This window comes from Nocardiopsis tropica (assembly GCF_042660575.1).
Taxonomy (GTDB): Bacteria; Actinomycetota; Actinomycetes; order Streptosporangiales; family Streptosporangiaceae; genus Nocardiopsis; species Nocardiopsis tropica.
Genome location: NZ_JBHSUF010000018.1, coordinates 16,076 through 32,326 on the forward strand (window position 1 = coordinate 16,076; position 16,251 = coordinate 32,326).

Annotated in this window: 14 protein-coding genes; 6 read left to right on the top strand and 8 right to left on the bottom strand. The window is 74.4% G+C overall.

The window, feature by feature from the left end; genetic code table 11:
- Window positions 1–131: 131 nt before the first annotated feature.
- Genes ACFQBR_RS25205 through ACFQBR_RS25220 form a run of 4 tightly spaced genes read right to left on the bottom strand, consistent with a single transcriptional unit; the run spans window position 132 to window position 3,895 of the window.
- A complete protein-coding gene (locus tag ACFQBR_RS25205) occupies window positions 132–1,343 on the bottom strand; it encodes an acyl-CoA dehydrogenase family protein (RefSeq protein ID WP_344184080.1) in 1,212 nt (403 codons plus the stop codon).
- Window positions 1,343–2,365: a phosphotransferase family protein gene (locus tag ACFQBR_RS25210; protein WP_267949092.1), complete on the bottom strand. Its 1,023-nt coding sequence runs from the start codon at window positions 2,363–2,365 to the stop codon at window positions 1,343–1,345. Before ACFQBR_RS25210 ends, ACFQBR_RS25205 begins: the two co-directional genes overlap by 1 nt.
- On the bottom strand, window positions 2,362–3,138 hold the full coding sequence (locus ACFQBR_RS25215; RefSeq protein WP_344184079.1) for an SDR family oxidoreductase: 777 nt from the start codon (window positions 3,136–3,138) through the stop codon (window positions 2,362–2,364). The genes ACFQBR_RS25210 and ACFQBR_RS25215 overlap by 4 nt, the downstream gene beginning before the upstream one ends.
- 1 nt (window position 3,139) lies before the next feature.
- The gene (locus tag ACFQBR_RS25220; protein ID WP_267949094.1) at window positions 3,140–3,895 is read right to left on the bottom strand and encodes an SDR family oxidoreductase; all 756 of its coding nucleotides are present in this window, start codon (window positions 3,893–3,895) and stop codon (window positions 3,140–3,142) included.
- A 151-nt stretch (window positions 3,896–4,046) separates the two neighbouring features.
- On the opposite strand from ACFQBR_RS25220, the gene ACFQBR_RS25225 reads away from it, so the two are divergent.
- Window positions 4,047–4,340: a GNAT family N-acetyltransferase gene (locus tag ACFQBR_RS25225; protein ID WP_267949095.1), complete on the top strand. Its 294-nt coding sequence runs from the start codon at window positions 4,047–4,049 to the stop codon at window positions 4,338–4,340.
- Window positions 4,341–4,519: 179 nt separating this feature from the next.
- On the opposite strand, the gene ACFQBR_RS25230 is transcribed toward ACFQBR_RS25225, so the two are convergent.
- Complete coding sequence (locus ACFQBR_RS25230) at window positions 4,520–5,476, bottom strand: quinone oxidoreductase family protein (RefSeq protein WP_344184078.1); 957 nt, start codon at window positions 5,474–5,476, stop codon at window positions 4,520–4,522.
- A gap of 165 nt (window positions 5,477–5,641) precedes the next feature.
- Here ACFQBR_RS25230 and ACFQBR_RS25235 point away from each other — a divergent pair, with 165 nt between their 5' ends.
- Together ACFQBR_RS25235 and ACFQBR_RS25240 are read left to right on the top strand one after the other, a co-directional pair.
- The gene (locus ACFQBR_RS25235; protein WP_344184077.1) at window positions 5,642–7,144 is read left to right on the top strand and encodes a carboxylesterase/lipase family protein; all 1,503 of its coding nucleotides are present in this window, start codon (window positions 5,642–5,644) and stop codon (window positions 7,142–7,144) included.
- A 74-nt stretch (window positions 7,145–7,218) separates the two neighbouring features.
- Window positions 7,219–7,965 carry a GTP pyrophosphokinase gene (locus ACFQBR_RS25240; RefSeq protein ID WP_267949098.1) on the top strand — a complete coding sequence of 249 codons (747 nt, stop codon included), beginning with the start codon at window positions 7,219–7,221 and terminating at the stop codon, window positions 7,963–7,965.
- Between the two features lie 193 nt (window positions 7,966–8,158).
- On the opposite strand, the gene ACFQBR_RS25245 is transcribed toward ACFQBR_RS25240, so the two are convergent.
- Together ACFQBR_RS25245 and ACFQBR_RS25250 are read right to left on the bottom strand one after the other, a co-directional pair.
- A complete protein-coding gene (locus tag ACFQBR_RS25245) occupies window positions 8,159–10,555 on the bottom strand; it encodes a Tex family protein (RefSeq protein WP_378554588.1) in 2,397 nt (798 codons plus the stop codon).
- A 544-nt stretch (window positions 10,556–11,099) separates the two neighbouring features.
- Window positions 11,100–11,450, bottom strand: coding sequence for a hypothetical protein (locus ACFQBR_RS25250; RefSeq protein WP_267949102.1), 351 nt, complete (start codon window positions 11,448–11,450; stop codon window positions 11,100–11,102).
- Between the two features lie 208 nt (window positions 11,451–11,658).
- Between ACFQBR_RS25250 and ACFQBR_RS25255 the strand changes: the two genes are divergently transcribed.
- From ACFQBR_RS25255 to ACFQBR_RS25265, 3 genes are all read left to right on the top strand, one after another.
- Window positions 11,659–13,044, top strand: coding sequence for an MFS transporter (locus ACFQBR_RS25255; RefSeq protein ID WP_344184452.1), 1,386 nt, complete (start codon window positions 11,659–11,661; stop codon window positions 13,042–13,044).
- A 66-nt stretch (window positions 13,045–13,110) separates the two neighbouring features.
- Window positions 13,111–13,815 carry an ArsR/SmtB family transcription factor gene (locus tag ACFQBR_RS25260; RefSeq protein ID WP_344184451.1) on the top strand — a complete coding sequence of 235 codons (705 nt, stop codon included), beginning with the start codon at window positions 13,111–13,113 and terminating at the stop codon, window positions 13,813–13,815.
- Window positions 13,816–13,865: 50 nt separating this feature from the next.
- On the top strand, window positions 13,866–15,275 hold the full coding sequence (locus ACFQBR_RS25265; RefSeq protein ID WP_378554591.1) for an MFS transporter: 1,410 nt from the start codon (window positions 13,866–13,868) through the stop codon (window positions 15,273–15,275).
- Window positions 15,276–15,357: 82 nt separating this feature from the next.
- On the opposite strand, the gene ACFQBR_RS25270 is transcribed toward ACFQBR_RS25265, so the two are convergent.
- Window positions 15,358–16,224: a deoxyribonuclease IV gene (locus tag ACFQBR_RS25270; protein ID WP_344184449.1), complete on the bottom strand. Its 867-nt coding sequence runs from the start codon at window positions 16,222–16,224 to the stop codon at window positions 15,358–15,360.
- Window positions 16,225–16,251: the final 27 nt, after the last annotated feature.

The following is a 16,251-nucleotide window of genomic DNA, read 5'->3' on the forward strand; positions in this document are numbered from 1 at the left end:
GTGCCCGGGTGTCCGACGGCGCGGGAGCCCCCGGCCGCCGTGCGCGTTCCCGGGGAACGCGGGCACACGCACAGCGACCTCCGGGGCGCCGCGGGCACCCGGGCCGTGCTCGTCCCGGGCCTTCCGTCGCGCTAGCGGTACTTGCGCAGCTCGGCCCGGCCCAGCGAGCGCAGGTGCACCTCGTCGGGGCCGTCGGCCAGCCGCAGGGAGCGCACGCCCGCCATCCAGCCGGCCAGCGGCAGGTCCTGGCTCACCCCGGCGGCCCCGTGCGCCTGGATCGCCTTGTCCATGATCCACTCCACCGTGCGCGGGGTGGCGATCTTGATCGCCTGGATCTCGGTGTGCGCGCCGCGGTTGCCGACCGTGTCCATCAGGTAGGCGGTCTTGAGCACCAGCAGCCGCAGCTGCTCGATCGACACGCGCGCCTCGGCGATCCACTCGCGGACCACGCCCTGCTCCGCCAGGGGCCGCCCGAACGCCACGCGGTCCAGCACGCGCCGGCAGGTGAGCTCCAGGGCCCGCTCGGCCATGCCGATGAGCCGCATGCAGTGGTGGATGCGGCCGGGGCCCAACCGGGCCTGGGCGATGGCGAACCCCTCGCCCTCCCCGCCGACGAGGTTCTCCGCGGGCACCCGCACGTCCTCGAACAGGACCTCGGCGTGGCCGCCGTGGTCGCTGTCGTCGAAGCCGTACACGGACATGCCGCGCCGCAGCGTCAGCCCCGGGGTGTCGCGCGGCACCAGCACCATGCTCTGCTGGCGGTGCCGGTCGGCGTCGGGGTCGGTCTTGCCCATCACGATGAAGACCGCGCACTCGGGGTTGAGCGCGCCGGTGATGAACCACTTGCGCCCGTTGACCACGTACTCGTCACCGTCACGGACAATGCTGGTGGTGATGTTGGTGGCGTCGGAGGAGGCCACCTCCGGCTCGGTCATCGCGAACGCCGAGCGGATGTCCGCGGCCAGCAGGGGCTCCAGCCAGCGCTTCTTCTGCTCGGGGGTGCCGAACATCGTCAGCACCTCCATGTTCCCGGTGTCGGGCGCCGCGCAGTTGAGCGCGGCGGGCGCCAGCCTCGGGCTGCGGCCGGTGATCTCGGCCAGCGGCGCGTACCGGAGGTTGGCCAACCCGCCGTGCTCCGGGTGTCCGGCCAGGAACAGGTTCCACAGCCCCTGTTCGCGCGCCCGAGCCTGGAGCTCGCGCACCACCGGTGCGGTCGACCACCGGTCCTCCCGCGCGGCGAGCTGTTCCTCCAGCACCGCCTCGGCCGGGTAGACGTGTTCGTCCATGAAGGCCAGCAGCCTCTGGCGAAGCTCCTCGGTCCCCTCGTCGTAGGCGAAGTCCATCAGTCCTCCTCGAGCATCGTGTGGGCGCGCTCCACCAGGGGGGCGACCACGTCGCCGATCCGGTCGAAGCCCGCGCCGACGGTCAGTCCCTTGCCGTGCCGGAAGTGGATGCCCTCGGCGATGACGGCGAGCTTGAAGCAGCCCAGGGCCACGTACCACGCGAGCCGGGACACGTCACGGCCGGTCGTGGCCGCGTACATCGCCACCAGCTCCTCCGGCGGGGGGAACCCCTCGGCGGACGTCGCCGGGACCCCGCCGATCCCGACGGGCTGCTGCTGGTACACGAGCATCAGGCCCAGGTCCACGAGCGGGTCGCCGAGCGTGGCCATCTCCCAGTCCAGCACCGCGGTGATGCGCCCCTCCGGGGTCGCCAGCACGTTGTCGAGCCGGTAGTCGCCGTGCACGACGGCGGGGGCCGACGGCTCGGGGAGGGTCGCGGCCAGCTTCGCGCGCAGTTCGTCGATCCCCGGGACGTCCCGGCTGCGCGAGGCCTCCCACTGCTTGCCCCACCTGCGCACCTGGCGTTCCAGGAACCCCTCCGGGCGGCCGAAGCCGCTCAGCCCGACCTCCTCGGGCACCACCGCGTGCAGCACGCCGAGGGTGGCGATGAGCTCCTCGGCGACCCTGCGGGCGGTGCCCGGCCCCAGCGGCGCGATCTCGTCCCGGGTCCGGAAGGGCGTTCCCCCCACGTACTCCATGACGTAGAAGGGCGCGCCCAGCACCTCCGGGTCCTCGCACAGGAGGTGGGTGCGGGGGACCGGTACCCCGGTGTCCCGCAGCGCGGTCATCACCCGGTACTCGCGGGACATGTCGTGGGCGGTCGCCAGCACGTGCCCGAGCGGGGGCCGGCGCACGACCCATTCGCCGGTCCCGTCGCGGACCACGTAGGTCAGGTTGGACCTGCCCCCCGCGACCACCCTTCCGCGCAGCGGTCCCGTGACCAGTCCCGGCCGTGCGGCGTCCAGGTGGGCGCGCAGGCGGTCCAGGTCCAGCCCCGGCAGGCCGGTTCGTTCGTCGCTCATGCGTTCCCCTCGAAGACCTTGGCCTGGAGGCGGCGCATCCCCGCGAGCCAGCGGTCGGTGTCGTTCGCCCTGGCGGCGTAGTGGTCGGCGACCCGGGGGTGGGGCAGGATCAGGAACCGCCCGTCGGCCAGGCCGGCCATCACGGCGTCCGCGACCTCCTCCGGGGTGATGGCCTCCGCCGCCAGGATGGCCTTGCCGGTGTCCCCGGACGCCTCCAGCAGGTTCGTGCGCACCCCGAGCGGGCAGACGCACTGGACGGTGATCCCGCGGTCTCCGTAGGTGGCCGACAGCCATTCGCCGAAGGACAGGGCGGCGTGCTTGGTCACCGAGTACGGCGCGCTGCCCAGCATCGTGAGCAGGCCGGCCGCCGAGACGGTGGACAGGAAGCGTCCGCTGCCCCGCTCCAGCCAGCCGGGCACCAGCTCCCGCGCGGCGCGCACGTGCGCCATGACGTTGACCTGCCAGGCCAGGTCCCAGTCCTGTTCGGAGGCCTCGGGGCCCCCGGCCACCCCCACCCCCGCGTTGGCGGCGTACAGGTCGATGGCGCCCAGGTGGGCCCCGGCCTCGGCGATGAGCGCGGTCACGCCCGCCTCGCTCGCGGCGTCGCCCGGGACCGCGACCCCGCCGATCTCCGCGGCCACGGCCTCGGCCGCGCCCGCGTCGATGTCGTTGACCACCACGCGCGCCCCGGCCCCGGCCAGCCTGCGCGCGATGGCGGCGCCGATGCCGTTGCCCGCGCCGGTGACGACCGCCCCGCTGTCGGTCAGGTCCATGTCACACGCCCCCGGTCAGGGTGACGCCGCCGTCGAGGACGAGCGTGCGGCCGGTGATCCAGGAGGCGTCGTCCGAGAGCAGGAACGCGACCGCGCCCGCGACGTCCTCGGGCACGCCGAGGCGGCCCAGGGGGTACTCGGCGGCGAGCTTCTCCTCGCGTCCCTCGTACAGGGCGGCGGCGAATCTGGTCTTGACCACGGCCGGGGCGACCCCGTTCACGCGGACGCCGGGGCCGAGTTCGACGGCGAGCTCCTCCGTGATGTGCAGGAGCATCGCCTTGGTGGCCCCGTAGAAGCCGATGCCGGGGGCCGGCTTGAGTCCGGCGACCGAGGAGACGTTGACGATCGCCCCTCCGTGCTCGGCCATCCAGGCCTTGTACGCCTTCTGCACCCACGAGATCGCGGACAGGGCGTTGACCTCGAAGATCTTGCGGGCGGCGTCCAGGTCCAGGTCCACCATCCGCCCGTACACCGGGTTGATGCCGGTGTTGTTGACGAACATGTCGACGCTGCCGAAGGCCTCCAGGGTCGCGGCGACGGCCTCGTCCTGGTGACGCGGGTCGTCCGCCCGACCGGGCACGCCGATGGCGTGCCCGGGTCCGCCCAGGGCCTCGACGGCCTCCTGGAGGGGTTGGGGCTTGCGCGCGGTGACGCACACGCGCGCGCCCTCGTCGACGAGTCGCCGGGCGACGGCCAGGCCGATGCCGCGGCTCGCGCCGGTGACGATGGCGGTCCGGCCGCTGAACCGGGAAGTCATCACGTTCTCCTTAAACCGACTGGTCGGTATGCAACGGAGACTCTATGTCCCCGGAGGCGCGTGCCGCAAGGGGCGCGAGCGGCGCGGAAGCGGGACAATGGCGGCGCGGGCCACCGTCCCCCGCCTCCGAGCCACAGACAGAGGACTCCCCATGACAACCGACGTCGCCGACCGACCGGACCAGCGCCGATACGAGATCACCGCCGACGGCGAGACCGCCGGGTACGCCGAGTACATCCTCACCGGCGAGCTGGTCACCTTCACCCACACCGAGATCGACCCCGCCTTCGAGGGGCGGGGGCTGGGCGGCGCCCTGGTTCGCGGCGCGCTGGACGACGTGCGCTCGCGGGGCCTGGCGGTCCTGCCGCTGTGCCCGTTCGTCAAGGGCTGGATCCAGCGGCACCGCGAGTACGCCGACCTGGTCTACCGGTCCCCGTCCGAGTAGGCCGGCCGGGGGCGCGGCCGTCGGCCGCGCCGGCCCCCGCGCCCGGGGGCCGGCGCCGGTCCCGCGGGACCTGTGGCCCCGCGGGTCCCGCCGCGGTGGCGGTCGAACGCGCCGGTCCCGGCCGCACCGGAGAATCTACGACGTAAAGGCCGCGCTCGACCCCTGCCCGACCGGGGGGATCACGCCCGGGGGTCGAGGGTGAGCTTGCCGATCGTGCCCCTGGACCGCAGCGCCTCGTGTGCCCGGCGGGCCTCGGCGAGCGGATAGGTCCCGCCGAGCACCGGCTTCAGGTTCCCTGCTGCCACCAGGGAGAAGAGCTCCGCCATCGCCGTTCCCATGACCTCGCCGGGCAGCCGCCACACGTGGGGCAGCCACATGCCGCCCACCGTGGTGGAGTACTTCATCAGGTTGGCCGGCTGGACCGGGCTGGGCAGCTCCCGGGAGGCCATCCCGTAGAACGCCAGGCGGCCGAACGGGGCGAGGGCCCGCACGCTCTCGTCCGTCACCCGGCCGCCGACCATGTCCAGCACGACGTCCACCCGGCGTCCGCCGTTGGCCTCGATCAGGGCCTCGGTCATGTCCGGCGCCGAGGAGTCCACGACGGCGTCCGCGCCCAGCTGCAGCGCCAGTTCGCGCTTCTCCCCGCTGCTCGCCACCGCGACGACCCGCCCCGCGCCGAACCGCTTGGCGAGCTGGACGGCGAGCGTGCCCACGCCCCCGCCCGCCGCGTGCACCACGACCGACTCGCCGGGGTCCAGCCGCGCCGTCTTGCTCAGCAGGACCCACGCGGTGGCGCCCTGGACGACCAGGGCGAGGGCGTCGTCGTCGGTCACCTCGTCGGGGATCTCGAAGCTCATGCCGGGGGCCGCGGCGGCCCGTTCGGCGTAGCCGCCGCTGGAGGACAGGGCGACGACCCTGTGGCCGTCCGGCGTGAGTCCGGCGATCTCCATGCCGGGCACGAGGGGGAGGGACGCGGGCGACAGGTAGCTGTTCTCCGCCTGGTGGGTGTCGGCGTAGTTGACGCCCGAGCGGGTGACGTCGACGAGCACCTCGCCGGGGCCGGGCTCGGGGTCGGGCAGTTCCGCGAGTTCGAGGACCTCGGGGCCGCCGAACTCGGTGATCTGGATGGCGCGCATGGGGACCCTTCGTTCGTGTGCTCATACCGACCGGGTGGTATGTTACCGGCCGCCGTGCGGGCGGGGCGTCCGGCCCGCCGGAGGCGGAGGGGTGGGGCAGGGGGCTTGCGCGCCTATACCTAACGTTGTTAGGTGGGAGTGTCGTGAACCGAGGGAAGGACGCACGTGGACGCCGAGCACACAGTGAGGACGAGGGCCGGACGGGTCCGGGGCACCGTCTCCCAGCGATCCGAGAACGGCGGGGTCACCGTCCACCGCGGCATCCCCTACGCCGCGGCGCCGTTCGGCGACCTCCGCTTCTCGGCGCCCGCCCCCGCACCCGCCTGGGACGGCGTCCGCGACTGCACCGCCTTCGGCCCGCCGCCCCCGCAGGGCGCCCAGCTCCTCGGCGCCGCGCCCTGGAACGCGCGGATGTCCCCGGACTGCCTCTCGCTCACCGTGTGGTCCGCCGCGCGCGAGGGCGACCGCGCGCCCGTCCTCGTGTGGATCCACGGCGGCGCGTACATCGTCGGGGCCTCCTCCGAGGCCGCCTACGACGGCACCGTACTGGCCGAGAGCGGACTCGTGGTCGTCGGCCTCAACTACCGGGTCGGCTTCGAGGGCTTCGGCCACGTGCCGGGCCGCCCCGACAACCGGGGCCTGCTCGACCAGGCGGCCGCGCTGCGCTGGGTGCGCGACAACGTCGCGGCCTTCGGCGGCGACCCGGACAACGTCACGGTCGCGGGGGAGTCGGCCGGAGCCGGGTCCGTGGTGTGCCTCATGGCCTCCCCCGTCGCCGACGGGCTCTTCCGCCGGGCGATCGCGCACAGCGTCCCCGGAGACATGATCACCCCGGACACCGCCCGCTCGGTCTCGGAGCGCGTGGCCGGGGCCGCCGGGGTGCCCCTGGACGCCGACGCCCTCGCCGCGCTCGCGCCGGAGGCGGTGCTGGAGGCCGTCGACGCCGTGCTCTCCGCCCCGTCCGGCTCCTCCGGCGGCGTGCGAGCCAAGGCCTTCACCTGCTTCGCCCCCGTCGTCGGAGGGCCCGAGCTGCCCCTGCCCCCGCTGGAGGCGGTCGCCGGCGGAGCGGCGGCCGGGGTGGACCTGCTCACCGGCCACAACGCCCACGAGTACCGGCTGTTCACCGAACTGGGGCAGAGCGTGGAGATCGACGACGAGTCGGCCCTCGAGCTGACAGCGGCCCGCCTGGGGCTCGGGGAGGGCGCGGTCGCCGCCTACCGGGCGGCGGACCCCGGGGCCTCCCCGCGCCTGCTGTACGCCGCCATCCAGGGCGACGCCGTGTTCGGCGAGTACACGGTGCGCCTCGCCGAGGCGCACGCCTCCGGCGGGGGACGCGCGCACCTCTTCCGGCTGGCCTTCGAGAGCCCCGCACTGGGCGGCCGGCTGGGGGCCTGCCACGCGCTGGACCTGCCGTTCGCGTTCGGCAACCTGGACACGGACCTCGCGCTGTTCCTCCTCGACGGCAAGCCCACCGAGGCCCACACGGCCCTGTCCGGGCGCATGGTGGCGGCCTGGCGCGACTTCGCCGCCACGGGGGACCCGGGGTGGCCCGCCGTGACCGCCGGCGCCACCGCCGTGAAGGTGTGGGACGTCGAGGACGCGCTCAGCTCCGCGGACGCGGAGCCCCTGCGCGCGCTCTGGTCGGAGGTCCCCCTCACACCCAGGTAGGAGGGCCCGGGCGGCCCCGTGCCCACTGCGACCCTGGCGCTAGCATGAGGCTACGGGGACACGGGGGGTGGCCGATGGTGGGGGACGACGACGTGTCCAAGGCGTTGTCGGAGGCGCGCGACGACGTGGCGCGCTTCCTGATGTCGTACAAGTTCGCCATCGACACCACGATGGCGAAGGTGAACATCCTCAACGAGGAGTTCCGCTACGTCCACGACCACAACCCGATCGAGCACGTCAGCTCACGGCTGAAGTCGCCCGCCAGCATCATGGAGAAGGCGCGCCGCCGGAACTGCTCGCTGGACCTGGGGGACATCCGGGCCACCATCCTGGACATCGCCGGTATCCGCATCACCTGCAGCTTCGTCTCGGACGTGTACACGATCCGGGACATGCTGGCCGGGCACGAGGACATCCGGGTGACGGAGGTCAAGGACTACGTCGAGGCGCCCAAGGCCAACGGCTACCGCAGCCTGCACCTGCTGGTCGAGACGCCGGTGCGGATGTCCGACCGCACCGAGCAGGTCCCGGTGGAGATCCAGATCCGCACGATCGCGATGGACTTCTGGGCGAGCCTGGAGCACAAGATCTACTACAAGTACGCCAAGGACGTGCCCCGGGACCTGCTCGACGAGCTGAGGGAGGCGGCGGAGACCGCCAACCGGCTCGACGTCACGATGGAGCGCCTGCACAACGAGGTCCGCGAGCTCGGGGACGGGACCGAAGACCGCCTTCCCGGCCCGGAGGAGCTGCGGGCGCTCCCGGTGGCCGAGGACCTGCTCCGCGCCCTGAGCGACCGGGTGCGCGGCGCGAGCGGCTGAGCGCCGCCCGGTCCACGGAGGCTCGGCGAGGCCCGGATACCGCCCGTCCGCGGGCGCGACCGGTTCCGGGCCGGACGGGTCGCCCGGCCCGGAACCGGGGCGGAACCGGGTGTGAGGGGGAGGGACCCGCGCGGGTCCCTCCCCCTCCGAACTGCCGGACGGGGCGCCGCCCCCGCGGCGCCGGGGCCTTCCGCTACTTGCCCAGGCCCGCGCGGCGCAGCGCGTCGGCCATCGCCCCCTGGGGCGCGGGGGCGTTGCGGTTGTTCTGGCCGCGACCCCCTCCGCCGCCGCTCCGCCGGCCGCCGTCGGCCTTCGGGGCGCCGCCGCGTTCGCCGTTCCCGCCGCCGCGGCGGCGGTCCCCGCCCCGGCCGCCCCGCTCCTCGCGCCCGCCCGGGGCCGGGGCCGCGTCGTCCAGGCGCATGGTCAGCGAGATGCGCTTGCGCGGGATGTCGACGTCCTGCACCTTGACCTTCACGATGTCGCCCGGCTTGACCACCTCGCGCGGGTCCTCGACGAACTTGTCCGAGAGCGCCGACACGTGGACGAGGCCGTCCTGGTGCACGCCCACGTCCACGAACGCGCCGAAGGCGGCGACGTTGGTGACCACGCCCTCCAGGACCATGCCCTGCTCCAGGTCCGACAGCTTCTCGACGCCCTCCTTGAAGGTCGCGGTGGTGAAGGCCGGGCGCGGGTCGCGTCCCGGCTTCTCCAGCTCGGCGAGGATGTCGGTGACCGTCGGCAGGCCGAAGGTGTCGTCCACGAACTCCTCGGGGCGCACCTTGGACAGGACCGCCTTGTCGCCGATCAGCGTCGGCAGGTCCGTCCCCACGCGGTCCAGGATGCGCCGCACCACCGGGTAGGCCTCGGGGTGCACGGCCGAGGTGTCCAGCGGGTCGTCGCCGCCGGGCACGCGCAGGAAGCCCGCGCACTGCTCGAACGCCTTGGGGCCCAGTCGCGGCACGGACCGCAGGGCGTCCCGGCTCCGGAACGGGCCGTTGGCGTCCCGGTGGGAGACGATGTTGCGCGCCAGGGTCGAGGTCACGCCGGACACGCGGGTGAGCAGCGGCACGGACGCGGTGTTGACGTCCACGCCCACGCCGTTGACGCAGTCCTCGACCACGGCGTCCAGGGAGCGCGACAGCTTGGCCTCGGCCAGGTCGTGCTGGTACTGGCCCACCCCGATCGACTTGGGGTCGATCTTGACCAGCTCCGCCAGGGGGTCCTGGAGGCGGCGGGCGATGGAGGCGGCGCCGCGCAGCGACACGTCCAGGTCGGGCAGCTCCTCGGAGGCGTAGGCGGAGGCCGAGTACACGGACGCCCCGGCCTCCGACACCATCACCTTGGTGAGTCCGAGCTCGGGGTGGAGCCGGAGCAGGTCGGCGGCGAGCTTGTCGGTCTCGCGCGAGGCGGTGCCGTTGCCGATGGCGATCAGCTCGACGGCGTGCGCCGCGCACAGCCTGGCCAGGGAGGCGAGGGAGGCGTCCCAGTCGTGGCGGGGCGCGTGCGGGAAGATCGTGTCGGTGGCGACCACCTTGCCGGTGGCGTCGGTGACCGCGACCTTCACGCCGGTGCGCAGACCGGGGTCCAGCCCCAGGGTGGAGCGGCTGCCGGCCGGGGCGGCGAGCAGGAGGTCGCGCAGGTTGGCGGCGAACACGTTGACGCCGTCGTCCTCGGCCTGCTGCCACAGTCGCATCCGCACGTCGATGTCCAGGCGCACCAGGATGCGTGTGCGCCACGCCCAGCGGACGGTGTCCTGGAGCCACCGGTCGCCGGGGCGGCCCCGGTCCACGATCCCGAAGCGGTGGGCGATGGCGTTCTCGTAGGTGCTGCGGGGCGTCGTGCCGTCGGCGTTCGCGGCCGGGGGCTCCTCGGGCTCCAGGGTGAGGGTGAGCACCTCCTCCTTCTCGCCCCGGTACATGGCCAGGACCCGGTGGGAGGGCAGCTTGGTGAGCGGCTCGGAGAAGTCGAAGTAGTCGGCGAACTTGGCGCCGGCCTCCTCCTTGCCCTCGCGCACGGCCGACCCCAGGCGCCCCTTCTCCCACAGCCGCTCACGCAGGACCCCGGTGAGGTCGGCGTCCTCGGCGAAGCGCTCGACCAGGATGGCGCGGGCGCCGTCCAGCGCGGCCTTGACGTCGGCCACCTCGCGGTCCGGGTCGACGAAGGCGGCGGCGGCCTCCTGGGGGTCCTGCCCCGGGTCGTCCAGCAGCCCCTCGGCCAGGGGTTCGAGCCCCGCCTCGCGTGCGATCTGCGCCTTGGTCCGGCGCTTGGGCTTGTAGGGGAGGTAGATGTCCTCCAGACGGGCCTTGGAGTCGGCCGCGTTGATGCGCGCCTCCAGCTCGTCGTCCAGTTTGCCCTGGCTGCGGATCGACTCCAGGATCGCGGTCCGGCGCTCGGCCAGCTCCCGCAGGTAGCGCAGGCGTTCCTCGAGGGCGCGCAGCTGGGCGTCGTCCAGCGCGCCGGTGGCCTCCTTGCGGTAACGCGCGATGAAGGGCACGGTCGATCCGCTGTCGAGGAGTCCGACGGCGGCGGTGACCTGGTGTGCGCCCACGCCGAGTTCCTCGGCGATGCGCTGGTCGATCGTGGGTGTCACAGGGGTCGTCACTGTCTTAACGTCCACTCTCTGGCTGTTCGGTGCGGGGACATTCTCGTGGCGGGGGAGGACATTGTCATCCCGGTGCGTCCTCGCGTCCCAGGTTCCCGCACTGTGGCGACGGTCGTGTCCCGCGGCGCCGCGGCGCGGGCATGCGCGGTGCGTGTCCGCTCCCGGGGCGGCTCCGCGGGTGTCCGCCGTGTGCGGTCCTGTGCGGTGTGCCGGTTTCCTGCCGGTGCGTTCCCGCCGCGGGCACGGGCGGCTCCGGGCGGCCCGTGCGTCCCGGCGGCGCGGGGCCGGGCCGCCCTGGCGGGGGCGCGGCGCGGGCGGCCGCGGTGCGTCGCGGGCCGGCGCCCGGGGGCGTTCGCCCGACGGGGAGGGTGCGCAGGCCCTGCCGCGGGCGGCGTCTTTGCGGTCGGGGCCGGTTTCGTTCACGGAGGGTGGCGGTGGGTCGGCTCCGCGGGGGAGGGGTCGCCCGGCGGGCCTTGGGGCCGTCGCCGGGGGAACCCGCCCCGCCCCGCCGCCGGGGCGGGGCCGGGCCGGGTCAGCCGTCGGTCCCGTTGAGGTAGTCGGGGGCGTAGTACTCGTCGAGGGGGAGGGGGCCGCGGTACCCCTGGCACATGCACTGGCGGTAGGTGGAGCTGGTCTGCCCCGTCCAGCGGCCGGGGATGACCACCTGGGTCTGGCACCTCTTGGTCTCCTGGTCGTGGAAGACCAGGTGGTGGCCGCAGCCGCAGAGGGGCTGCGGGTTCTGCGGACCGCTCAGGACGCGGGCCTGCTCCTGCCTGCGCTGCTGTTCCAGGGCGGTCCTCGACTGCCTTTGGGTCATCAGGCGGCCGAAGAGGAAACCGCCGAGCGCGATCGTCGCTCCGATGACCATGGAGACCGGTTCCATCCGGCGACATCTCCTCTCCTCGACCCGCCCGTGTACGGGGCACGCGTCCATTGTCGCCCATGGGCGCCGAGGGGACGAGGAGCGGTGGGGGTTCGTTCGTCCGCCGGGGCGGATGCGCTCCGTATCGACAAAGTTTTCTTTGCAGTCTCCTCTTTGCAAAGAAAACTTTGGCTTACGGTGGAGGCACCCCGACCCACAGGAGCCCCCCATGGCCGTCGAAACCTCCCCGCCCGCCGCGGCCCCGAGCGCCCGGTTCGGCGCGGCCTTCCACCGGCTCTGGGCCGCCGGCGCCCTCACCAACCTCGGCGACGGGATGCTCGTCACCGCCCTCCCCCTCGTCGCCGCGACCCTCACCCACGACCCCCTGGCCGTCGCGGGGCTGGCGGCCGCCCGGTTCCTGCCCTGGCTCCTGGTCGCACCCCTTGCCGGAGTGCTGCTGGACAGGGTGGACCGGCTCCGGGCCATGGCCGTGTCCAACGGGATCGCCGCCGCGGCGGTCGCCCTGCTCGCCCTGGTGATCGCCTCGGGCAACGCCGCGGTCGGGTTCCTGTACGCGGCCCTGTTCCTGGTGGTCTGCTGTGAGACCGTCACCGACCCGGCCACCCGGATCACGGTGGCCGGGGTCGTACCCGGGCGGCTCCTCGACCGGGCCAACGGCCGCCTGGAGGGTGCGCGGCTGATCGCGCAGGACTGCGTGGCCAAACCGGTGGCGGGTGTGCTCTTCGCGGTCGCCGCCGTGCTGCCGGTGGCGGGCGTCGCCCTGTCCTACGCCCTGTGCGGTGTCCTCGCCGCGACCGTCGCGGCCCTGCTGCGCCGCGCCGCGACCCCCGTTGCCGCGCACGGCACGGACGCGGGAGGGGCTGAGGCCGGCGGGGGCGCCGACGCCGGCCAGGGGGTCCTGCGCTCGCTCGGGGAGGGGTTCGGCCACGTCCTCGGGCACCGCGTGATGCGCGGACTGATGTTCAACAACGCCGCGACGATGATCGGCATGCAGACGGGCACCGCCGTGATGGTGCTCTACGTCCAGCGCGAACTGGGGGTGGGCGCGGCGCTCTACGGGGTCTTCCTGGGTACCGTCGCGATCGGGGGCGTGGCCGGCTCGCTGGTCGTGACGCGCCTCGCCGCCGCGGTCGGCCGCCGGGCCGTCATGGTGGGCGGGCACGCCGGAATGGGCGTGTGCCTGGTGCTGATGGGCTTGTTTCCCCAGGTGTGGGTCGCCGGGGCGGCCTGGGGGCTGCTGGGGTTCTGCATGACGACCTCCAACATCGCCGGCTCGCTCTTCTTCCAGACCGTGGTCCCCGACCGTCTGCGGGGCCGGGTCTCGGCGGTCTTCCGCACCGTCGGCTGGGGCCTGGCCCCGCTCGGCGCGCTCATGGGCGGGCTCCTCGGCCGGATCGACCTCGTCCTGCCGTGCCTGGTCGGGGGCGCGGTCATGGTGGGCGGGGTCGTGGTCTTCCGGAAGGCGATCGCGGAGGGCGCCCGCCTGTGCGACGAGGCCGTCGCGGGTCTCGCGGCCGAGGCCGCGGCCGAGGCCGCGGGCGGGGTCGGGCCGGAGCGCTCGGGCGGTCGCGCGGACGGGCGGCCCCGCCCGTGACGACCGATGCCGAGAAAACTTTGCAGAACCCTCTTTGCAAAGGGAAATTTGTTTTAGGGTGGGGGCATGACGGACAGCGACGACCACGAGCACCCGCCGGCCCCCGGGACCCCGCCGTCGATGCAGATCGACGCGCAGGCCCTGCGCGGCCTGGCCCACCCGCTGCGCGCGCGCCTCCTCGACGAGCTCAAGTTCGAGGGACCGGCCACCGCCACCATCCTCGGCCGGCGGCTGGGGGAGAGCAGCGGATCGACCAGCTACCACCTGCGGCAGCTGTCCCGGTACGGGTTCATCGAGGCCGCCCCCGGCCGCTCCGGGGGCCGCGAGCGCTGGTGGCGGATCCGGCCCGGGGGCTGGAGGATGCGCGGCCACGAGTTCCTCGGCAACCCCGAGACCCGCACGGTCGCGGAGACGGTCCTCGGCCGCTACTACCAGGAGAGGGAGGCGCGGTTCCGGGAATGGACCGCGAGCGTCTGGCGGACCGAGCAGTCGGCCGACGTGCGCCGGTGGAAGGACGCGGCCTTCGACTCGGTCACCACCGTGCGGATGACCCCGGAGGAGAGTCACGAGTTCGGTCGGGCCCTCACGGACTTCCTCAGGACGTCCGCGGCGCGGTACCAGGGACGCACGTCCGAGAGCCATCCGGACACCGAGAACGTCGAGCTCCAGACGAACCTCTTCCCCCGCCTGCCGGGCGGCGGGCGCCCGGAGTCCCCCGAGGAATCCGCCGGGCCCCGGGACCCGGCGGAGGAGGCCCCCCGGGAGTCCTGACCCGGGAGCCGGCCCCGCACCCTCCGTACCCCCCGAGCTGGAGGAACCCCGTGACCACGCCGCCCGAGCCACAGCGCGGGGAGACCGTGCCCGCCGTCCCCTCCGGGGACCCCGCCTCCGCGGGGCCCGCGACCCCCGCTCCCCCCGGCGGGGCGCCCGAGCCCGCCGCCCCCGCTCCGACCGGCGGCGGAGCGGCCGCCTCCCCCCGCCGCCCCGCCCCCCTGGGCGGGCCCTTCCACCGCTTCTGGGCCGCCACCGTCGCCACCAACCTCGGCGACGGCGTGCTGGCCACCGTCCTGCCGCTCGTCGCCGCCACCCTCACCCACGACCCGCTCGCCGTGTCGGGGCTCCTCGTCGCCCGCTACCTGCCCTGGCTGCTCCTGGGCCCCTTCTCCGGGGTGCTGCTCGACCGGGTCGACCGGCTGCGCGCCATGGCCGTGTCCACCGCCGTCTCGGCCGTGACCATCGCCGGCCTCGCCGTCGCGGTCGCGGCGGGACAGGCCACCCTCTGGGTGCTGTACGCGGCGATGTTCCTGGTCATGAGCTGCGAGACGGTGACCGACCCCGCGAGCCGCCTGCTGGTCACCCGTGTGGTCGCCAGGGACCGGCTCGACCGCGCCAACGGCAGGATGGAGGGCGGCCGCCTCGTCGTCCAGGACTGCCTGGGGTCCCCCGTGGGCGGCCTGCTGTTCGCCGTCGCCGCCGTGGCCCCGGTGGCCGGGGCGGCGGGGGCCTACGCGCTGTGCGCCGTCCTCGTGCTGGGCCTGGTGCCGCGCCTGCGCAGGAGCGGGCCGGTGCCCGGGGCGGAGGACGCCGGCGCCGGGCCGGGGGACGGGGCGCCGCGGCGGAGCGCGGTGGAGGAACTGGTCGGAGGGTTCCGCTACGTCTTCGGCCACGGCGTGCTGCGCAGGCTCATGGTCGCCAACGCCGGGATGATGATCGGCATCCAGATGGGCATGGCCGTCCTGGTCCTGTTCGCGCGGGACGAACTCGGCGTCCCGGCGGCGCTGTACGGCCTGTTCGTCGGCGGGATAGCGGTCGGCGGGCTCCTCGGGTCCGCGCTGACCGCTCGGCTGGTCACCGCCCTGGGCCGCCGGGCCGTGATGATGGCGGGCTACCTGGGGGTGGCGGCCGCCGCGGTCGCCATGGGCCTGTCACCGCACGCCCTCGTGGCCCTGCCCGCCTGGGCGTTCCTGGGGTTCTGCCTGGCCGTGAGCAACATCGCGGGGTCCCCCTACTTCCAGGTGGTCGTCCCCGCCCACGTGCGCGGGCGCGCGTCCACGGTCTTTCGCACCGTGGGCTGGGGCCTGTCCCCGGTGGGCGCGTTCCTGGGCGGGCTCCTGGGACGGATCGACCTGGCGCTGCCGTTCGTGGCCGGCGGCCTGGTGATGGCCGTCGCGGTCCTCCACGCGCGCCATGCCGTCGCCGACGCCGCACGCGCGTGCGACGAGGCGGCGTAGGCCGACGGATCCGGGAACGGCGGGACGAACCCGCGCGCGGGAGGAACCGGCCCGGAACCGGGGGCCGGCGCCGGGGGAGGCGTCAGGCCCCCTCGCGCAGTTTCTTCAGCGTGGCCACGTCGGCGGCGTGCGGGCCGGCGGGACCGGGGGTCTCCAGGACGAGCGGGACGCCCGCGGTGACCGGGTGCCGGAACAGCTCCCCGAACGGCTCGGCACCGATGTGTCCGGCGCCGATGTTCTCGTGCCGGTCCTTGTTGCTCCCGCAGGGCGCCTTGGAGTCGTTGCAGTGCACGACCTTCAGGCGGTCGGCGCCGACGACCTCGCCGAAGCGGTCCAGCGCCGCGCGCATGCCCTCCACCGTCGATATGTCGTGCCCGGCCGCGAACAGGTGCGCCGTGTCCAGGCACACGCCCACCCGCGGGTGCCACTCCAGGGCCTCGAAGTAGGCCGCGAGGTCGTCGACGGTGGCGCACAGCACCTGGCCCTGGCCGGCCATCGGCTCCAGCAGGACCGGGGGGACGTCCTCGCCGACCCTCTCCAGCAGCGGCATCAGCCGTTCCCGGGTGCGGGCCAGGCCCGCCTCGCGTCCGCCGGACACCGCCGAGCCGGTGTGCACCACCACGCCCAGGGCGCCGATCTGCGCGGAGCGTCGCAGCGCGTGCTCCAGGGAGGCGACCGACTTCCCGGCCGTCTCGTCGCCGGGGGTGCCCAGGTTGATCAGGTAGGGGGCGTGCACGAACTTCGGCAGGTCGGTGCGCTCGCGCATCCGGGCGTCCTGTCCGGGGTCGCCGCCGTTGGTCGCCCACCCGCGGGGATTGGACACGAACACCTGGACCGTCTCGGCGCCGATCTGCTCGGCGTAGGCCAGTCCCTTGTCGGCCATGCCGCCGGCCACCGGGACGTGGGCTCCGACCGGGGACGCGGGCCGCCGCTGCTCACTGTTGCTCATCGCCGGTCAAGCCTACGGGGCGCCGGG

Coding starts and splice junctions, on each gene's coding strand:
- ACFQBR_RS25215 (WP_344184079.1), bottom strand. CDS start 3,138: ATGGACCTGACCGACAGCGGGGCGGTCGTCACCGGCGCGGGCAACGGC.
- ACFQBR_RS25250 (WP_267949102.1), bottom strand. CDS start 11,450: ATGGAACCGGTCTCCATGGTCATCGGAGCGACGATCGCGCTCGGCGGT.
- ACFQBR_RS25220 (WP_267949094.1), bottom strand. CDS start 3,895: ATGACTTCCCGGTTCAGCGGCCGGACCGCCATCGTCACCGGCGCGAGC.
- ACFQBR_RS25255 (WP_344184452.1), top strand. CDS start 11,659: ATGGCCGTCGAAACCTCCCCGCCCGCCGCGGCCCCGAGCGCCCGGTTC.
- ACFQBR_RS25260 (WP_344184451.1), top strand. CDS start 13,111: ATGACGGACAGCGACGACCACGAGCACCCGCCGGCCCCCGGGACCCCG.
- ACFQBR_RS25205 (WP_344184080.1), bottom strand. CDS start 1,343: ATGGACTTCGCCTACGACGAGGGGACCGAGGAGCTTCGCCAGAGGCTG.
- ACFQBR_RS25210 (WP_267949092.1), bottom strand. CDS start 2,365: ATGAGCGACGAACGAACCGGCCTGCCGGGGCTGGACCTGGACCGCCTG.
- ACFQBR_RS25240 (WP_267949098.1), top strand. CDS start 7,219: ATGGTGGGGGACGACGACGTGTCCAAGGCGTTGTCGGAGGCGCGCGAC.
- ACFQBR_RS25230 (WP_344184078.1), bottom strand. CDS start 5,476: ATGCGCGCCATCCAGATCACCGAGTTCGGCGGCCCCGAGGTCCTCGAA.
- ACFQBR_RS25225 (WP_267949095.1), top strand. CDS start 4,047: ATGACAACCGACGTCGCCGACCGACCGGACCAGCGCCGATACGAGATC.
- ACFQBR_RS25270 (WP_344184449.1), bottom strand. CDS start 16,224: ATGAGCAACAGTGAGCAGCGGCGGCCCGCGTCCCCGGTCGGAGCCCAC.